The organism is Streptomyces sp. NPDC057623 (assembly GCF_042800355.1).
Taxonomy (GTDB): Bacteria; Actinomycetota; Actinomycetes; order Streptomycetales; family Streptomycetaceae; genus Streptomyces.
The window spans coordinates 92521-109626 of sequence record NZ_JBHVGZ010000022.1 but is presented as its reverse complement, the minus strand read 5'-3'; the positions used below and the strand labels follow the sequence as shown (position 1 = coordinate 109626).

The following is a 17106-nucleotide window of genomic DNA, read 5'->3' as shown; positions in this document are numbered from 1 at the left end:
AGTTGGAAGGGGCTGCCGAGCGGGATCCGCAGCCGGTTCATCGACATCACAGGTCTCCGAACGTCATCCGGGCCACCCACTTGGTGTTGAGCACACCGGGCGCCGCGGGCACGATGATCCGCGCCGGGTGGCCGTGGTCGGGGGACAGCGCCTCGCCGTTGACGTACAGCGCGAGCAGGGAACGCGGGTCGGCCACCTGGTTGGCACGCAGGGCGGCCTTGCGGAAGGCCCCGCGCCGCTGAAGGGACTCGACGAACACGTCCGGCGGGTCGTCCTCGTACCCGACGAGCGCCGCGAGGTCGCGCAGCCGTACTCCGCGCCACCACTGGTCGGACGTCGACCAGCCCTCCACACAGGCGATGGGCAACGACGCGCTGTGCAGGGGGAGTTCGGCGAGCTGAGCCCGGCTCAGGCGTACGGTGCCGGTGCGCCCCGTCACGACGAGCCGCCACGCGTCCTCGCCCGTGTCCGCCGCGGCGATCCCGGCGTACGCGGCGGTCTTGTTGATCTGGAACCCGTTCGGACCGCTCCCGGGATCGCCCCCGCCGTGCGGCGCGAGGAGGGCCGTGCGCCGCAGCGCACCGTCGAAGTTCTGCCCCACCGTCGTGGCGAACAGCAGCAGCGAGCCGCCGCCGACGAACCACAGGGCACCGCGCCGGGAGACGGTCGGTTCGGCGGGGCGCGGGGACACCAGGTCGTTCTTCTCCTCCCGCAGGTGCCGGAGATTGCGCAGCGCCATGGGCAGCTTCAGCAGCGCGTGGGCGACGAACGCGGCGAAGAACACCCAGGCGCCGTAGAAGTGGAGAGGATAGAAGGACCCGGGAAAGACATAGTCGAGCTGGATGTTGAGGACGCCTGTCACGAACTCGAACAGCGCGCCGCCCACCAGGAGCAGCAGCGAGATCCGCTCCAGCGCGTGCGCGAGTGAGCGGGCCGGCGGCAGCGCGAACAGTCTCGGCACCACGGACCACAGCTTGGCGAGCAGGACGGGGATCAGGGTGATGCCGAGGGTGACATGGACGCCCTGGTTGAGCCGGTACAGCCAGTGCGGACCGGTCGGCCAGGCGAACAGGTAGAAGCCCAGAATCCCCTTGTCCGGTGTCTTGTCGTTCACCGGCGCCAGGTCCGGGTTGTAGGCGGCGTACGAGACCAGGCCCGTCACGAACAGCACGGTGATGCCGACCAGCAGGACGAGGCCCAGCACCGAGGTGAACCAGGGGCCGCGCAGGGGGCTGCGCCAGAAGCCGGGGGACGTGGGGAACCGCGGATCGTCTCGCATGAGCCGACCGTAGGCCGGGACCACCCCGCGAAAGGGTGCTCAACCCATGACGAAACGCTGACATCGGGCCCGGACGGCGGTCCATGACCGTCCGCGCGGCCTAGCGTTCCGGTGTGATCCGCACCCTGCCCTCCGCCGAGCCCGGCGCCACGCGTCCCGGCGTGCCCCGCGGCCCGCGTCGTGACCTGTACGCCGCCGGGGCCGCAATGCTCCTCGTGACGGCGGCCGTGCTGGTCGGCCGCCACATCCAGGGGACCAGCCACACGCTCTTCGTCGGCTGGCCCCCGCTTTGGTCGTCCTGGGGACCGCACCTGGGCCCCGGCACTCCGGCGGCCGTGCTGCTGGCCGTGGCCATCGTGGCGTACGGTCCCGGCCTCGCGGCCCGTCTCCGCTGGCGGGCCATGCTGCCGCTGGCGTGGGGCACGGCCATGGCATGGATCTGCTCCCTGGCCCTGATCGACGGCTGGCACCGGGGCATCGCCGTCCGGCTCACCACCCGGCACGAGTACCTCCAGGTCATCGACCGCTTCCACGACATCCCGGCCGCTCTGCGGGACTTCACCCAGCACATCCTGCTGGGATCCCCCGACCATTGGCCCGCCCACGTCGCCGGCCACCCGCCCGCGGCCCCGCTCACCTTCGTCCTGCTCGACCGGATCGGACTGCGGGGCGGGGGCTGGGCCGGGATGTGGTGCATCACCGTGGGGGCGACGGCCTGCGTGGCCGTGCTGGTCACGATCCGCGCCCTGGCCGACGAGGCACTGGCACGCAGGGCGGCGCCCTTCCTCGTCCTGGCCCCGGCCGCCGTGTGGATGGGCACCTCGGCCGACGCGTACTTCGCAGCGGTGGCGGCGTGGGCGGTCGCCCTGCTGGCCCTGGCGGTCACCGGACGGTCCCTGTGGTGGGCGGGGGCGTCCGGGCTGCTGTTCGGCCTGACCTGCTATCTGTCGTACGGCCTCACACTCGTCGCACTGATCGCGGCGACGGTCCTGGCGCTCGGCCGGGACGGCCTCCGGGAGCGTCCGGTCCTGCTGGTGCCACTGCTCGCCGGAGCGGCCGTGGTCCCGGCGGCGTTCACGCTCGCCGGGTTCGACTGGTGGGAGGCGTACCACCTGCTGGTCACGCGCTACTACCAGGGCGCGGGCGGTATCCGTCCCTACGGCTACTGGGTGTGGGCCAACCTGGCCTGCACGGTGCTCACCACGGGCCTGGCGACGGCGGCCGGCCTCCGGCGGACCGGCGCGACACTCCTGCGGCAGCGTGGCGGCGCCTCCCACCGGGCCGCCGATGTTCGCCTCGCGCTCCTCATGTCCGCCGCCCTCCTCGCCCTGCTGGTCGCCGACCTGTCCGGCATGAGCAAGGCGGAGACGGAACGCATCTGGCTGCCGTTCGCACTGTGGCTGCTCCCGGCCTGCGCGTTTCTCACCAACCCCCGCGCATGGCTCGCCGTCCAGGCGGTGCTCGCGCTGCTCCTGAACCATCTGCTGTATACCGGGTGGTGACCGCGGGCGGGCGAGGAGGCGGAAGCTGAAGCCATGCGGGGTGGCGTTCTCGTACCGACAGGCCGCCCAAGAGGGGCGACGGCGCAGCGGGCATCCGGGCATCCGGGCGCCCGCTGATAAAATGGGGGCACGCTTCGACATCGACGGGGCCCGTACCAAGGGGTACGGGCCCCGGATCGTTCCGGGGCGCCAGATCAGGAAGGTTCCCCCATGAACGCGAAGCCGTCGGCTTCTGGACTCTCCCGTGCCGGTACACCGCAGCGGGCGCCACGATCGCAGGGCGAACCTTCGACGCCGCGGACGGTTTCCCCGGGCCTGCCTCCGGTGGCGTCCTTCGACGCACTCGGGCTGCCGTCGGAGCTGACGGAGACGATGGTCGGCCTCGGGGTGACGGAGCCGTTCCCGATCCAGGCGGCCACCCTGCCCAACGCGCTGGCCGGCCGCGACGTCCTCGGCCGGGCGCGGACCGGCTCCGGTAAGACGCTGGCCTTCGGGCTGGCGCTCCTCGTGCGGACCGCAGGGCTGCGAGCGGAGTCGAAGCGGCCGCTCGCGCTGGTCCTGGTGCCGACCCGGGAACTCGCACAGCAGGTGAGCGACGCGCTGGCCCCGTACGCGCGGAAACTGAAGGTGCGGCTGGCGACGGTCGTCGGAGGGCTGTCGATCAACCGGCAGCAGACGCTCCTGCGAACGGGAGCCGACGTGGTCATCGCGACGCCGGGGCGGCTGGCCGACCTGGTGTCGCGCCGGGACTGCCACCTGGATCAGGTGCGGATCACGGTGCTGGACGAGGCGGACCAGATGTGCGACCTGGGTTTCCTGCCGCAGGTCACGGAGATCCTGGACCAGGTGCGCTCCGACGGGCAGCGGCTGCTGTTCTCGGCCACGCTCGACCGCAACGTCGACCAGCTGGTGCGCGGCTACCTTCATGACCCGGTTCTCGCATCGGTCGACCCGGCGGCGGGCTCGGTCACCACGATGGAACACCACGTGCTGAACATCCACGCCGCCGACAAGTACGCGACCGCGACCGAGATCGCCGCGCGGGACGGCCGGGTCCTGATGTTCCTGGACACCAAGGCGGGCGTGGACCAGTTCACGCGTCACCTACGGGCGAGCGGCGTCCGGGCCGGCGCTCTGCACAGCGGGAAGTCGCAGCCTCAACGCACGCACACGCTCGGCCAGTTCAAGGACGGTGAGATCACCGTGCTGGTGGCCACCAACGTCGCCGCGCGGGGCATTCACATCGACACGCTCGACCTCGTCGTCAACGTCGACCCGCCGGCCGACGCGAAGGACTACCTGCACCGTGGCGGGCGCACGGCACGCGCCGGGGAATCCGGGACCGTGGTCACCCTGGTCACGCCCAACCAACGACGCGATGTGAACCGGATGATGTCCGACGCCGGGATCCGGCCGACGGTCACACAGGTGCGCTCCGGCGAGGCGAAACTGACCACCATCACCGGCGCGAAACGCCCCCCGAACGAGACGAGGACCAACAGCGGAAACGTCCCCTTCCGGGGCCTCGGCTCCCGTGCGGGCCGCCCCGCGAAGGAGTCCCGCAAAGCCGCCGAGGCCCGCAGGGCCGCGGAGGCCCGAGCGGCGGCCCGGGTACGCAGGGGCCGCTGACGCCGGGGCGAGGGTGACCGGAACGCGCGGGCTTCAGTCGGTGATGTACCACCCGTCCTTGATGTACTCCAGGGTGTAGCTGCCGAGGTCGCTCTCGGAGAAGGTGGCGGAGGACCTGACCGCCTCGACCGGCATCTCGATCTTCTCGGGCGTCTGCACGATGACGCGCCGCGGGTCGACCGTCGCCGTCCGCAGAGCCTTCTTCTGTGCCGGCGAGACCATCTGGAACACGACGGTGTACGTCGTCGTACACGGTCCGAATCCCTCGTCCTGGGCCTTCTTCGCCGCGGGCCCGGCCACCTCGCAGACCGTGTCGATGTCCTCCCGGCCCAAGGCGTGGAGGTACTGCTCGTAGCGCTGGATCGCCGCCTGCTTCGTCCTGGGGGCGGGCTGGTCCCCGGGCGGGTCGGCCGGCGGTGTGTCAGCGCCGCCGCAGCGTTCGTCGGTGAACACCCCTGGCAGCTGGCGCTTGGGATACGGGCCCATCGGCCCGTTGAACCCCTTCACGTGTTCCTGCGCACCCCACCACCCGGCGTATCCCCACCAGGGTTCGCCGTCGACGGGGCGGACGTTGTTCCACGTGCGCCACTCGGCGCCGTCCTTCGAGGCCCGGTCGAACGTGGCACCCACCCGGTGGTAGCCGTCCGTCGCGTAGGAACCGTGGGAACCGCGCGCCGAGTACACCGTCGGATGCCCGCCTTGCGGGTCCAGGTCCGCCCACCTCACGCTGCACGGATCGTTGCCGTGCTTGGCGAACGTCACCGCCTCCGGCTTTCCGTCGCGCAGCTGGATCGCGACGCGCTCCCAGTCGCCCTCGTGCCTGTTGCCGGGCATCAGGTTGTTGTAGGCGTAGAAGAACCAGTACACGTATGCCGTGCGCGCCGGGTCGGTCTTGTGTCTGTGGTGCTCCCAGTAGACGGGTGCGCCGGTACCCTCGCCGTTTCGGACCGCCTTGGGCGGGTCGAGATAGAAACCGGCGGCGGTCTCGGTGGTGGTGTGTTCCTGTCCCTCGTGTCCCGGGCAGGACAGCGGCTTCGACGACGGGCTCCCCGGCTTCACGCGCTGGTGGCGGTAGGGCTCGGTGGTGCCCAGGCCGAGTCGCCGCGGGTCGGCCGGGTCGGCAACCGGCGCCTCGTCGCGGCACAGTGCGTCGTGGTCGAAGCGCAGCGCGGAGCGCTCGATGAAGCGCGTGGCGTCCATCGGCATCAGCGACTCGTTCTTGGCGAGCCGCACCAGGGGCGCGAACCGGGCGGCCGCGGCCGCGGAGGCCTGTGACGGTTCCGCACCCGTGTACTCCTTCGGCTCCTCCGGACCGCACGCCACCAGCGCCACACAGGCCGATACCGCCATGGTCACCATCGCCCGCACCCGCACCGCTCCCCCTCCGGTCGTCCGACACCAGTCGGCATCAGTCGGTATCAGCCGACAGCACGTCAGGTCATCACGCAGAATCCGGCGGACCGGTTCCCCAGCGGTATGACCCGCGTGCCTCGGTCGGACCGACCGCCGGAACTCATCGACCCGGTCGCGATGCCGATGGCACACGCCACCCCATGGCGGAGACCAGCGTCGCGGCGGCAAGGCTCCCCCACAGCGCGGCCGGGCCACGAGGCGCGAGGGCGGTGATGACCATCGGGGAGACCGCGAGGCCGAAACCCGTGGAGAGTTCGAAGCGGGCGAGGGCACGGCCCAGGACGGGAGCCGGGGCGAGGTGGGTGACGAGCGCGGTGGCGCTGCCCGCGTAGATGATCTCGCCGATCGTGCAGACCACGGACACCGCGGCGACGGCCGGGGCACCCCAGCCGTGGCCCAGTGAGGTGGCCGCGAGGAAGCCGAGGTAGGACGCCGCGAGCACCACGCCTGCCACAGCCAGCACGCTCTGCCGGGAGTAGCGGGCCATCAGGACGGTGACCGGAACCTGCAAGGTGACGACCAGCACCGTGTTGGCCACGAAGACGGCCGCCGACCACACCGGGGACGCGTGCAGCTGGGTCACCAGGATGAGAGGGAGCGCGATCTCGGGAACGTTGAGGCAGAAGACGTAGACCACGTTGGCGGCCAGCAGCGCGCGCATCCGGGGTACGGGCTCGTCGCCCGCGTCCTTGCCGGCCTCGGTGGGGGCAGCGGCGGGACGGGCGCGCAGGCGGACCGAGAACGCCAGGGCCGCGGCAGCGAGATAGGCGAGGCCCGTGACGGCTGCCAGCGCCCGCAACGCGGTGGTACCGCCCGCCAGGCTCGCGGTGGCGATGAGCGCGCCCGCGCCCAGGGCGGCATTGCGCAGCGCGCGGCCTGCCGCGAGAGCGGTGTCGCGTTCCCGGCCGTGGGCGAGGGTGGCCACGACAGCCGCGTGTGCGGCCGGCCATGCCTGGTTGCCGATGCCGAGGAAGAGCGCCGCCGCCGCGAACAGCCCGGTGTGCCCCGCCGGGGTGGCCAGCAGCACGGCCACGCCCAGCACCCGCACGAGCATCGACGCCGCCACGACCGTGCTGCGTGCGCCCCGGTCCAGCCATCGGCCCACCGCGGGCATGCACACGAGGCCCGCGACGATGCCGACGGTCATGGCGAGGCCGGTGGCCGGTGCGGACAGCCGCAGCACGGTCACCCCGTAGAGCAGCAGAAAAGGCCGCAGCAGTCCGGTGCCGAGCGCGTCCACGGCCAGGGCCACGGCATAGCGGGGGCCTCCGGAGGCACGGACGAGGGCGCGGGGCTCGATCTTGGTGGTGGCTTGCATGGCGTCAACGGTGCGTTCGGCCGCCGCGGCGGCCACGTCGGTTGACGGAGATCGTCAACCGACGCCGTGCCCGGCCATGCGTCGGGTGATGCTGGGCGGTCCGTGAGGCCGAATGGTCGGTGATGATGGGCGGGTGACGTTGAAGATCGACATCAGCCGGTCGCCGTCCGAGCGGCTGCGGTTCGCCACCTCCCCGCTGGCCGAGCTGACCGCGATGCTGCATGTGCTGTCCGAACCCGGGCATCATCCGCAGCACGCCGGCTGGGCCGCGGACGTCTGGGCCGCACTGCGCCCGGAGCTGGCCGAACGGCTCAGGGAGGCCGAGTTCCTCTGGCGTTCCTCACAGGCCGACTTCCTGATCCCCGCCCGGCCTCGGCCGACCCTCACGGAGGAGTTGGACGACGTGGACCTCATCGACGACGAGAGGTACGTGACCGCCGCGCTCGTCACCACGTGCGGCGGCAACCGGGCCGCCTCCAGCGCCGCGCCGTCGCCACTCGCCGACGCAGCCGCGCGCGAACGGGCCCTGGACCTGGCCCAGGCCCGCGGCCCACGTCAAGGGGCCTTCGCCGAACGGCTGCTCACCGACCCGGGCGCTGTGCGGGCACGGGTGCGCGACACCCTCGAACAGTGCGCCGACGCCTTCTTCGACGCCGCCTGGGCCGACGTCACCGTACGACTCGCCACCGACCTGCGCCTGAAGAACGACCTGCTCAGGCACCAGGGCCTCGGGCCGGCCCTCACATCGGTCTCCGGCGCGATCACCCTGGCACCGGACGGTGACCGCATCATCGTGGACAAGCTCCAGGACAAGTCCACCACCGCCCACACCGCCGGGGTCACCTTCATCCCCAGCGTCTTCGGCCGCCCCCACCTCGTCGCGGTCCACACGCCCGGATGGCAACCGGTCGTGCAGTACCCCGTGGCCGAGCCCGGTCCATCGGAGCCGGTATCGCTGGAAACGGTCACGCTACGGCTCGAAGCACTCGCCCATCCGGTACGACTGCGTCTGCTGCGCACCCTGGCGCGCGGTCCGCACACCACCGGCGAGCTGGCCCACACCTGGGAACTCTCACCGCCCGAGGTCTCCCGTCACCTCACCGTCCTGCGCCGCGCGGGCCTGCTCACCACCGAGCGGCACGGCCGCTACGTCCGCAACACCCTCAACCTGCCCGGCCTGACGGCACTGGGAACGGACCTGCTGACGGCCGTACTGCGCTGACCGGGCGCCGGCTCGACCCGTGCCGTTCCTGCCGGACAGCCCGCCCCCGGCAGCGGAATGCTGTCCGCCTATCCGCGCTGCCCATGGCGCCGCCACTCACGACCGCCGTCACGCGAGATCCACAACCCTTCGCCGGCCACCAGGTCATACGTCGCCGTCGTCGCGTCCACGATGCCGTAGAGCGTCGTTCCGTCGACGCTGAACGACGTGAATCCCGCCGGTGTCCTCAGCTCGTGGAAGGCGCTGTTGGTGCGGTCGTCGGCGAGCCAGTAGCGGCCGCCTTCCTCACCGACGAGCAGCCGTCCGTCGCTCAGCGTCTGAAGGACCAGCGCCTCCGGGCCATGTTTCAGCTCGCCGAAGGCGATGCCGCCACCGAGGACCGTCCGCCAGTGCCCGCCACCGTCCGTCGTCACCAACAGGCCGCGCACGCCGTCGCCCTGGATGAGGGACAGCGCCGCGGTACCGCCCCGCGCGGCGAGGACGCCTCCCGTGTAGGGCTTCGGGACGTCCCTGGAGCCGAGGGTGCGGCCGTCGCGCTGCCATACGACGCGGTTGGGGTCGTCGGTCAGGGGCTGGTCCAGGCTCCAGACGGTGCCCCGCTCGTCGACGGCGAGGCCGACGGCGTTGTCCGGCACGTCGGCCGGGGGTGCCACGGTGTGTGTGGCGGGGCGGTAGATCAGGGTCGGCTCCGGCTCGGCGAGAAGGACGTCGCCGGGGCGGGTGCGCGACGGAGACTCGGTGATGACGAGTGAGTGCCGCTTGCCGCGCGCATCCAGTCGGTACGCTTCCCCGGCTCCCTCCGCCGGCACCCGCACAAAGCCCCCGCTCACCCCCTTGAACGCGGCCAACGGCGCCTCCGCGTCGCCGTGTTCCGCGTGCTCGGCGACCGTACGGCCGTCGGGGCCGACGATCCGCCAGGCCCAGGCGGCAGGCCCCTCGTCGTCCTCGACGTTGCCGGCGTCGTACGTCAGCAGCAGCGACCCGTCGCCCGCGCGGACCACGCCGGTGGGTGCGCCGGCCGCCTCGATGACGTCGGCCGGGCTCGGGTGCGGGTCTTCGATGACCCGCTTGTACCTCGCCTCACGGTCTGCGGAACTTCCGTCATCGACACCGTCCGCCCGGCAGCCGGTCAGCGCGAGCGCCGCACTCGCCACGGCCACGCATCCGACCGTGCGCCTCCGGCGCTTCCTCAGCCACACCATGCCGACATCCTCACACGGGAAAAGAGCTGGACGGTGTGATGCTCGGGCTTGTAGCTTCCGGTGGACCGTGACACCACCCAAGGAGGTGAGACCCATGAACGCTGTATCGACGTGGGTGCTCCCCCTTCCCCTCACGGCCGGCGATTGACGTAGGTGTCGCCGGGAGCGCCTCGACAACAAGGCACTCCCGAAAGGCAACACCCATGGACTCTCCACAGTTCACCGCCGAGCCGTCGTCGAACGGACCACGGTCGTCGACCTCCGGCGCCGAACGCGCGCCCCGCATGTTCGACGTGATCATTGCCGGGTGCGGGCCGACCGGCGCGATGCTCGCCGCCGAACTGCGGCTGCACGATGTGCGGGTACTCGTTCTGGAGAAGGAGACCGAGCCGGTGTCGTTCTCCCGGATAGTCGGTCTGCATGTTCGCAGTGTCGAGCTGATGGCCATGCGCGGACTGCTGGACCGCGTTCTCGAACACGGAAGGCGGCGTCCGGCGGGCGGATTCTTCGCCGCCATCGACAAGCCCGCGCCGAAGGGCCTGGATTCCGCGCACGCCTATCTGGTGGGCATCCCGCAGCCGGTCATCGTTCGCCTGCTCGAAGAGCATGCGGTCCGCCTGGGTGCGCAGGTCCAACGTGGTGGTGCGGTGGCCGGTTTCGAGCAGGACGACGAGGGTGTGACCGTCGAGCTGGCCAGCGGCGAACAGCTGCGTGCGCGCTATCTGGTCGGCTGTGACGGCGGGCGCAGTACGGTGCGCAAACGGGCCGGCGTCGGCTTCCCCGGCGAGCCCTCGCGGGCCGAGACCCTGATGGGCGAGATGGAGGTGGGCGTGCCGCAGGAGGAGGTCGCCGCCAAGGTGACCGAAACCCGCGAGACCCATCAGCGCTTCTGGCTCCGGCCCTTCGGCGAAGGCGTCTACAGCGTCGTCGTCCCCGCCGCGGGAGTCAGCGATCGCGCGGAAACGCCCACCCTCGACGACTTCAGACAACAGCTGCGCGCCGTCGCCGGAACCGATTTCGGCGTGCACTCCCCGCGCTGGCTGTCCCGCTTCGGGGATGCCACGCGGCTGGCCGAACGCTATCGGGTCGGGCGGGTGCTGCTGGCCGGCGATGCGGCACACATCCATCCACCCACCGGCGGACAGGGCCTCAACCTGGGTGTTCAGGACGCGTTCAACCTCGGCTGGAAACTGGCCGCGCAGATCCGCGGCTGGGCGCCGGTAACACTGCTGGACACCTACCAGGCCGAACGTCGTCCGGTCGCCGAGGACGTGCTGGACAACACCCGCGCCCAGATGGAGCTGCACTCCACCGAACCGGGCCCGCGGGCCGTGCGCAGGCTACTCACCGAACTGATGGACTTCGACGAGGTGAACCGTCACCTGATCGAGAAGATCACCGCGATCGGCATCCGCTACGACCTCGGTGCGGGCCCCGACCTGCTCGGCCGCCGTCTGCGCGACATCGACGTGAGACAGGGCCGCCTCTACGACCTGTCGCATCGCGGCCGCGGCCTGCTGCTGGACCGCACCGAACGCCTGACCGTCGGCGGCTGGTCGGACCGGGTCGACCACATCGCGGATCCCACCGCGGCACTGGACGTTCCGTGCGTCCTGCTGCGCCCCGACGGCCACGTCGCCTGGATCGGCGACGATCAGCGGGACCTGGACGACCACCTCTCCCGCTGGTTCGGCAGGCCCGCCAACTGATGTTCGCCCGGGCGGCGTCGGCAGGACTGCCCTGGCCGAGCGCGGCGCCTCATCCTGTGGCCAGCTCTCCGAGCGGCTTCCAGGTGCGGTGCCGGTCGGCCTCGCTGCTCAGGTACGTCGTGGTGAACACCACCTCCGCCGCCCCGGCCTCCCGGTAGCGCCGCGCCTCGGCGGCGACGGTGTCCCTGGCTGCCTCGTGACGCGGCGGCCGGCGGCGGGCCGGGGTGTCAGGGGTTGGCGTCCGTGCGTCCTCCGTTCCAGAGGGTGGACGCCTGTTGGTGCGGAGCTGGGGCTGCTGTAGAAATGGCCCATGATTCCCGAGCCCTTGGTGCGACGCCTGGTCATCGACCTGTGCCGACGCCCGGGCTCGTGTTGTTGCTGACGTAGCAGCTCTTTTCTGACCCGCCCCACGCCGATCTGTCATGCGGCGAGGGTCGTTCCCGCACCCCTTCGCAGGGTGCTCTCTCCGCTTCGTTCGGCATCACTCTCGCTCGGGGCCGGCCGCTCATGTCGGTCGACGGCAGTCGCTCATGTCCCGGCGCCCCCATGGAGGACGCCCCATGTCCGGATCCCCTTCTCCGCCCAAGTCCGATCAGCTCACGCCGTCCACCGACGTGCCACCCCAACCCCACTCCTCCGTAGGGGACTTGTGGGTGCGCACCCGTCATGTCGCGTTGCCGTTCGGCTCTCTGCTGCTCTTCCTCGTCCTGTGGCAGCTGCTGGCGACGAGCGGCACGTGGAGCGAGACCCTGGTTCCGCCGCCGGCCAAGGTGTGGGACGCGTTCGTCAACGTGTCCACGACGCACGACGGCGTGCGCGGCTACAACGGCACCTACCTCATCGAGCACCTGGGCATCAGCCTGCGGCGCATCGCGGTCGGAGCCGGCATCGGCATCGCGCTCGGGGTGCTGTTCGGGCTGCTCATGGGCACGGTCGGCTGGGTGCGCTCCCTGTTCGAACCCTGGATCACCTTCCTGCGGACGCTGCCGCCGCTGGCGTACTTCTCCCTGCTCGTCATCTGGCTGGGCATCGACGAGGAGCCGAAGATCACGCTGCTGGCGGTGGCCGCCTTCCCACCCGTGGCGGTGTCGACCACGACAGCTGTGGCGGCCGTACCGAAGAGCCTCGTCGAGGCGGCCCGTGCGCTCGGGGCGTCGCGCTGGGACGTCGTCCGGGACGTCGTCGTCCCGTCCGCCCTGCCGGAGACGCTCACCGGGATCCGGCTGGCCGTGGGGGTGGCCTACTCCTCCCTCGTCGCCGCCGAGTTGGTCAACGGTCTCCCCGGCATCGGGGGCATGGTCAAGGACGCCGCCAACTACAACAACACTCCCGTCGTACTCGTCGGCATCATCGCCATCGGCATCTCCGGCCTGATCATCGACGGCCTCCTGCTGCGGCTGGAACGCGCTGTCGTGCCCTGGCGCGGTCGCGCGTAGAACCCCCTTCTCCCGCCCTCTCCCCCATGCACAGAAACGGCTCCGCCATGTCCCGTGTCCCCCAAGGTCCGTCCCGTCGTCATCTCCTCGCGGGCGCGCTGGCCGCCGTGTCGGCGGCTGTCACCGGCTGCTCCGCGGACAGTTCGGCGTCGGCGTCCGGTGGCTCCAAGCAGCTGCGCATCGGCTACTTCGCCTTCCCCAGCGGCGACTTGATCGTGAAGAACAGAAAGCTGCTGGAGAAGGCGCTGCCGGACTACAAGATCAGCTGGATCAAGTTCGACTCCGGCGCCAGTGTCAACCAGGCCTTCATCGGCGGGTCCCTCGACGTCGCGGCGCTGGGCTCCAGCCCGTTCGCGCGCGGCGTGTCCGGCGGCTCGCCCATCCCGTACAAGGTCGCGTGGATCCTCGACGTCGCGGGCGAGAACGAGGCCCTGATAGCGCGCAAGGCCACCGGCATCTCCGACGTCGCCGGACTCAAGGGCAGGAAGATCGCCACGCCCTTCGCCTCCACCTCGCACTACAGCCTGCTGGCGGCCCTGGAGACGGCCGGTCTCAAGCCGTCCGACGTCGAGCTCATCGACCTCCAGCCGCAGCCGATCCTCGCCGCCTGGCAGCGGGGTGACATCGATGCCGCCTACGTCTGGCTGCCGACCCTGGACGAGCTGCGCACGACCGGCACCCAGCTCACCAGCAGCAAGGAGGTCGGCGCGGCGGGCAAACCGACCCTCGACCTGGCCGTCGTGTCGGACGACCTGATCACCAGGGACCCGCAGGCGATCGTCGCCTGGCGCGAGGCGGAGGCGGAGGCGCTGCGCCTGATCAAGTCCGACCCGGACGGCACGGTCAAGGCCGTCGCGGCCGAGCTCGGCATCAGTTCCGCGGACGCGAAGGCGCAGCTCGCGCAAGGTGTGTTCCTCACCCCGGAGCAGGTGGTCTCGGCCGACTGGCTGGGTACCGACGACAGCCCCGGCAAGCTGCTCGCCTACGTCACCGACACGGGCCGGTTCCTGGCCGGCCAGAAGCAGATCGACGCGGCACCGTCCGCAGACGTCGTCCGCGAGGCGTTCTATCTCAAGGGGCTGTCCGATGTCCTCAAGTGAGCTCACCGAGGCCGCGACAGAGGTGGCCGACGCACGCGCCGGATCCGTCCGTCTCGACCACGTGACCCACCGGTACGGCCGGGGCAGCGGGGCCTTCACCGCCGTCGGGCCGGTCGACCTGACCGTGCCGGCCGGGGAGTTCCTGGTCCTGGTGGGCGCGTCCGGCTGCGGCAAGAGCACGCTGCTGCGGCTGATCGCCGGGTTCGAACGGCCCACGCAGGGCTCGGTGCGGATCTCCGGCGCCGAGCCGCGGCCCGGCGGAACGGCCGGCGTGGTGTTCCAGACGCCGCGGCTGTTCCCGTGGCGGACCGTGCGGGGCAACATCGACCTGGCGCTGCGGTACGCGGGCGTGGACCGCGCCCAATGGCCCGCGCGGCGGGCGGAGTTGCTGGCCCGGGTCGGCCTCGACGGCACGGAGAAGCGGCGCGTCTGGGAGATCTCCGGCGGGCAGCAGCAACGCGTCGCCATCGCCCGGGCCCTCGCCGCCGAGAATCCGCTCCTCCTGCTCGACGAGCCGTTCGCGGCGCTGGACGCGCTGACCCGGGAGCGGCTCCAGGAGGACGTGCGCCGGGTGACCGACCGGACCGGGCGGACCACGGTGTTCGTGACGCATTCGGCGGACGAGGCGGTGTTCCTCGGCTCCCGCATCGTGGTCCTGACCAGGAGCCCGGGAACCGTGGCCCTGGACCTGCCGATCACCCTGCCGCGCGGCGACGTGGACGCCGAGGAGCTGCGCGGCTCCCCCGAGTTCGCCGAGCTGCGCGCGCAGGTCGCCCACGCCGTCAAGTCAGCCGCAGCGGCCTGATCCCACCTCCGGGGGCGAGGAATTCACCGAACTGAAGCCGGTGGTGCACCCGGTGGCGCGGGTGCACCCCGAGAGCGGCCGCACGGGCCTCTTCGCTGCGCCGCGGGCCGTGGGGCCACGCCCGGAACCGTCCGTCGCGCTACCGCCGTTCGGTGGCCAGGTCAAGTCCCCCTGGGGCCGCTCGCGGCGCAACCCGGTCGGGGCGTTCGTCCCAGTGGCCGTCCCGCTCCTGCTCCTGCTCCTGCTCCTGCTCCTGCTCCTGCTCCTGCTCCTGCTCCTGCTCCTGCTCCTGGGCCTTGTGGCGTATGTCGTCCGGGCCGTCTTCGGCTCCTGAGTCCGTGCCGTCTCAGCCGGTGTGCAGGATCCGAAAGCGATCGAGTGCGGTCGGGTCGCGGTCAACGATCTGGATCGGCGCCGCCGTCCATTGCCAGACGCTGATTCCTGGCGTGCGGGAGAACTGGATCCGCCCGCGGGTGCCTTCTACTGCGACGTGCGGCCAGGCTTCGGCAGTGCGCTCGCGGTCCACGCCGTGCGTACGCAACACATCGGCCAGGACGGTGACCGTGTCGTAACCCTCGAAGGCGACGAACGAGGGCGCTTCGGCCAGCCGCTCGCGAAGGACCGTCTCGACTCGCTCGCCGAGTGGGCTGAGGCGTTCGGGCAGGTAGCGCAGGAACGGGATCGCGGCGCCGTCGCCGCCCAGCGACGTCGCCCATTCGGCGAACTCGGGCTGCCCGGCCGGAGCGCCGATCATGATCTCGGTGAGGCGCTGGTCGCCGCGGACAGCCTTGACGATCGGCACGGCCGGCTCCGGATGGCCGACGAGGAGAAGGAGGGCTGTCGCGCGCTTGTCGACGAGTTCGTCGCACAGGTCCGTGGGGGTGAGGACCTGCATGTCGAGTTCGATGACGGTGCCGCCGCGTGGGGTGAGGTGGTCCCGCAGGATGCGGGCCCCGGCCGCCCAGTAGGCGCTGGGCTGGGCCGCTACGGCGATGCGGCGGTGGCCGGTGTTGCGGAGGTGGTCCGCGTAGAGCCGCCAACCGCGGGACTGCGGCGGGGAGAGCCGCGCTACCCAGTTCGTTGGCTGGTCGGTGAGTGCGTCGAGCACCGCTGACGAGCAGAGGAACGGCACGCCGAGGACGTCTGCCCTGGTGGCAGCGGTGCCGGCGACGACACTGTGGTACTCCCCGGCCAAGGCGGCCACGCCCAGGCCGGCCAGTTCCTCCACGGCCGCCGCGGCCCTCTGCGGATCAGCCGCGGTGTCCCGGACCAGCAGCTCAAGTGGTCTTCCGCCGATCCCGCCGGCGTCATTGACCTCGCCGACGGCCAGTTCGAGTCCGGCGAGCAGATGCCGGCCCGCCGCGGCCCAGCCAGGCCGGGTCAGCGGGACGAGAACGCCGATCGGGACGGACGGCCCGTCAGCCCGCTCCGCTCCAGGTGATGCTGACGGCGTCTTCATGCGCTGACGTCTCCCACCTGCGGACTCGTTTGCGGTGTGCCCGGATCGCGGAGCGACAAGGCCCGGGGGTCCGCGTTCATCTCGTGTCGCCGTGGCGAGCGCGCCTGGGTGATCATGCCGGACATTGCATCCACGATCATCGCCGAGAGGCAACCGTTTATTCGACCGCAGCCCGCAGGGGGGCCGTGCTCGGCCTGGTGTCCACCAATCGCCCTCGTACCGGGGCCAGTTCGGGCGGTCCCGGTGCTCAGGTCGGCCGGGGCGAGCGTTGTGGGGTCATCGCCCAGCGGATGGTTCGGGTGAGGGCCTGGCCGGTGGGGCGTACGGCGAGATCCTCGACGACCGGGACGCGGGGCAGCCACAGCATGCCGCGGGCCCAGGGCGGGAGCAGTACGACGGCGTTGGCGGCCAGCCCGCCGTAGAAGGGCCGCACCGCGAGGGGCAAGGGGGGTTGGAAGAGGAGGAAGCGGGCGGCGGCACGGGTCTCGGGGGTGGCCCTCAGTTCGGGCCGGTACGCGGTCAGGCGTGCGGTGAGTTCCTCTCGGTCGCGTGGAGGGTCGGGCACGCCCAGCGCTTCGGCGACACGCGCGGCGTCGGCGACGTAGGCGTCGTAGGCGGCGGCGTCCAGCGGGTGCGCTCCGTAGCGTTCGTGGGCGCGCAGGAAGCTGTCCGTCTCGGCGGCGTGCACCCAGCCGAGCAGATGAGGGTCGGCCGCGTGGTAGGGGACGCCCTCGGTCGTCGTGCCGCGGATGTGCTCGTGGATGGCGCGCACGTGGTCGACCGCTCGCTGAGCGTCGGTGGCGGTCCCGTAGGTCGTCACGGCCAGGAAGGTGCTGGTTCTCTGCAGCCGGCCCCATGGGTCGCCGCGGTACCCGGAGTGCCCGGCCACCGCCGCCATGGCGAGCGGATGCAGGGACTGCAACAGCAGTGCGCTCAGCCCGCCGATGAACATCGAGGTGTCACCGTGGACGGTGCGGATCGGGCGGTCCGGTCCGAACCAGCGCGGGCCGGGGGTGTGATGGATGCGGGCGC

General features: G+C 71.5%; 14 protein-coding genes and 1 pseudogene. 8 read left to right on the top strand and 7 right to left on the bottom strand.

Annotated features, from left to right (window positions below):
* Positions 1 to 46 precede the first annotated feature (46 nt).
* Complete coding sequence (locus tag ACFU95_RS23180; protein WP_383830719.1) at positions 47 to 1279, bottom strand: molybdopterin-dependent oxidoreductase; 1233 nt, start codon at positions 1277 to 1279, stop codon at positions 47 to 49.
* Positions 1280 to 1485: 206 nt separating this feature from the next.
* On the opposite strand from ACFU95_RS23180, the gene ACFU95_RS23175 reads away from it, so the two are divergent.
* Positions 1486 to 2781 (top strand): hypothetical protein, encoded by a 1296-nt coding sequence (locus ACFU95_RS23175; protein ID WP_383830821.1) that lies wholly within the window; start codon positions 1486 to 1488, stop codon positions 2779 to 2781.
* A gap of 210 nt (positions 2782 to 2991) precedes the next feature.
* Positions 2992 to 4410, top strand: a complete 1419-nt coding sequence (locus ACFU95_RS23170) for a DEAD/DEAH box helicase (protein WP_383830716.1) — start codon at positions 2992 to 2994, stop codon at positions 4408 to 4410.
* A gap of 33 nt (positions 4411 to 4443) precedes the next feature.
* Here ACFU95_RS23170 and ACFU95_RS23165 read toward each other — a convergent pair whose 3' ends face one another.
* Entirely contained in the window at positions 4444 to 5769 is a 1326-nt protein-coding gene (locus ACFU95_RS23165) for a hypothetical protein (RefSeq protein ID WP_383830713.1), read from the bottom strand.
* Positions 5770 to 5923: 154 nt separating this feature from the next.
* Complete coding sequence (locus ACFU95_RS23160; RefSeq protein ID WP_383830710.1) at positions 5924 to 7141, bottom strand: MFS transporter; 1218 nt, start codon at positions 7139 to 7141, stop codon at positions 5924 to 5926.
* A 133-nt stretch (positions 7142 to 7274) separates the two neighbouring features.
* Here ACFU95_RS23160 and ACFU95_RS23155 point away from each other — a divergent pair, with 133 nt between their 5' ends.
* Positions 7275 to 8363 carry a DUF5937 family protein gene (locus tag ACFU95_RS23155; RefSeq protein WP_383830708.1) on the top strand — a complete coding sequence of 363 codons (1089 nt, stop codon included), beginning with the start codon at positions 7275 to 7277 and terminating at the stop codon, positions 8361 to 8363.
* 68 nt (positions 8364 to 8431) lie between these two features.
* Here the strand turns inward: ACFU95_RS23155 and ACFU95_RS23150 are convergent, their stop codons facing one another.
* On the bottom strand, positions 8432 to 9523 hold the full coding sequence (locus tag ACFU95_RS23150; RefSeq protein WP_383830706.1) for a hypothetical protein: 1092 nt from the start codon (positions 9521 to 9523) through the stop codon (positions 8432 to 8434).
* Positions 9524 to 9768: 245 nt separating this feature from the next.
* Here ACFU95_RS23150 and rox point away from each other — a divergent pair, with 245 nt between their 5' ends.
* Positions 9769 to 11274 (top strand): rifampin monooxygenase, encoded by a 1506-nt coding sequence (rox, locus tag ACFU95_RS23145; protein WP_383830703.1) that lies wholly within the window; start codon positions 9769 to 9771, stop codon positions 11272 to 11274.
* 49 nt (positions 11275 to 11323) lie between these two features.
* On the opposite strand, the pseudogene ACFU95_RS23140 reads toward rox, so the two are convergent.
* Positions 11324 to 11455 (bottom strand): annotated as a pseudogene (locus ACFU95_RS23140) (LLM class F420-dependent oxidoreductase); the annotation flags it as partial.
* A 379-nt stretch (positions 11456 to 11834) separates the two neighbouring features.
* Between ACFU95_RS23140 and ACFU95_RS23135 the strand changes: the two are divergent.
* Genes ACFU95_RS23135 through ACFU95_RS23120 form a run of 4 tightly spaced genes read left to right on the top strand, consistent with a single transcriptional unit; the run spans position 11835 to position 14949 of the window.
* Positions 11835 to 12710: an ABC transporter permease gene (locus ACFU95_RS23135; protein WP_383830700.1), complete on the top strand. Its 876-nt coding sequence runs from the start codon at positions 11835 to 11837 to the stop codon at positions 12708 to 12710.
* Positions 12711 to 12757: 47 nt separating this feature from the next.
* Entirely contained in the window at positions 12758 to 13810 is a 1053-nt protein-coding gene (locus ACFU95_RS23130) for an ABC transporter substrate-binding protein (RefSeq protein WP_383830697.1), read from the top strand.
* Positions 13797 to 14615, top strand: a complete 819-nt coding sequence (locus ACFU95_RS23125; RefSeq protein ID WP_383830695.1) for an ABC transporter ATP-binding protein — start codon at positions 13797 to 13799, stop codon at positions 14613 to 14615. The genes ACFU95_RS23130 and ACFU95_RS23125 overlap by 14 nt, the downstream gene beginning before the upstream one ends.
* Before the next feature lie 40 nt (positions 14616 to 14655).
* Positions 14656 to 14949, top strand: coding sequence for a hypothetical protein (locus ACFU95_RS23120; protein WP_383830692.1), 294 nt, complete (start codon positions 14656 to 14658; stop codon positions 14947 to 14949).
* Positions 14950 to 14961: 12 nt separating this feature from the next.
* On the opposite strand, the gene ACFU95_RS23115 is transcribed toward ACFU95_RS23120, so the two are convergent.
* Both ACFU95_RS23115 and ACFU95_RS23110 read right to left on the bottom strand, forming a co-directional pair.
* Entirely contained in the window at positions 14962 to 16074 is a 1113-nt protein-coding gene (locus tag ACFU95_RS23115) for an ABC transporter substrate-binding protein (RefSeq protein WP_383830689.1), read from the bottom strand.
* Between the two features lie 247 nt (positions 16075 to 16321).
* The coding region (locus ACFU95_RS23110; RefSeq protein ID WP_383830686.1) for an oxygenase MpaB family protein at positions 16322 to 17106 on the bottom strand (785 nt) is incomplete at its 5' end.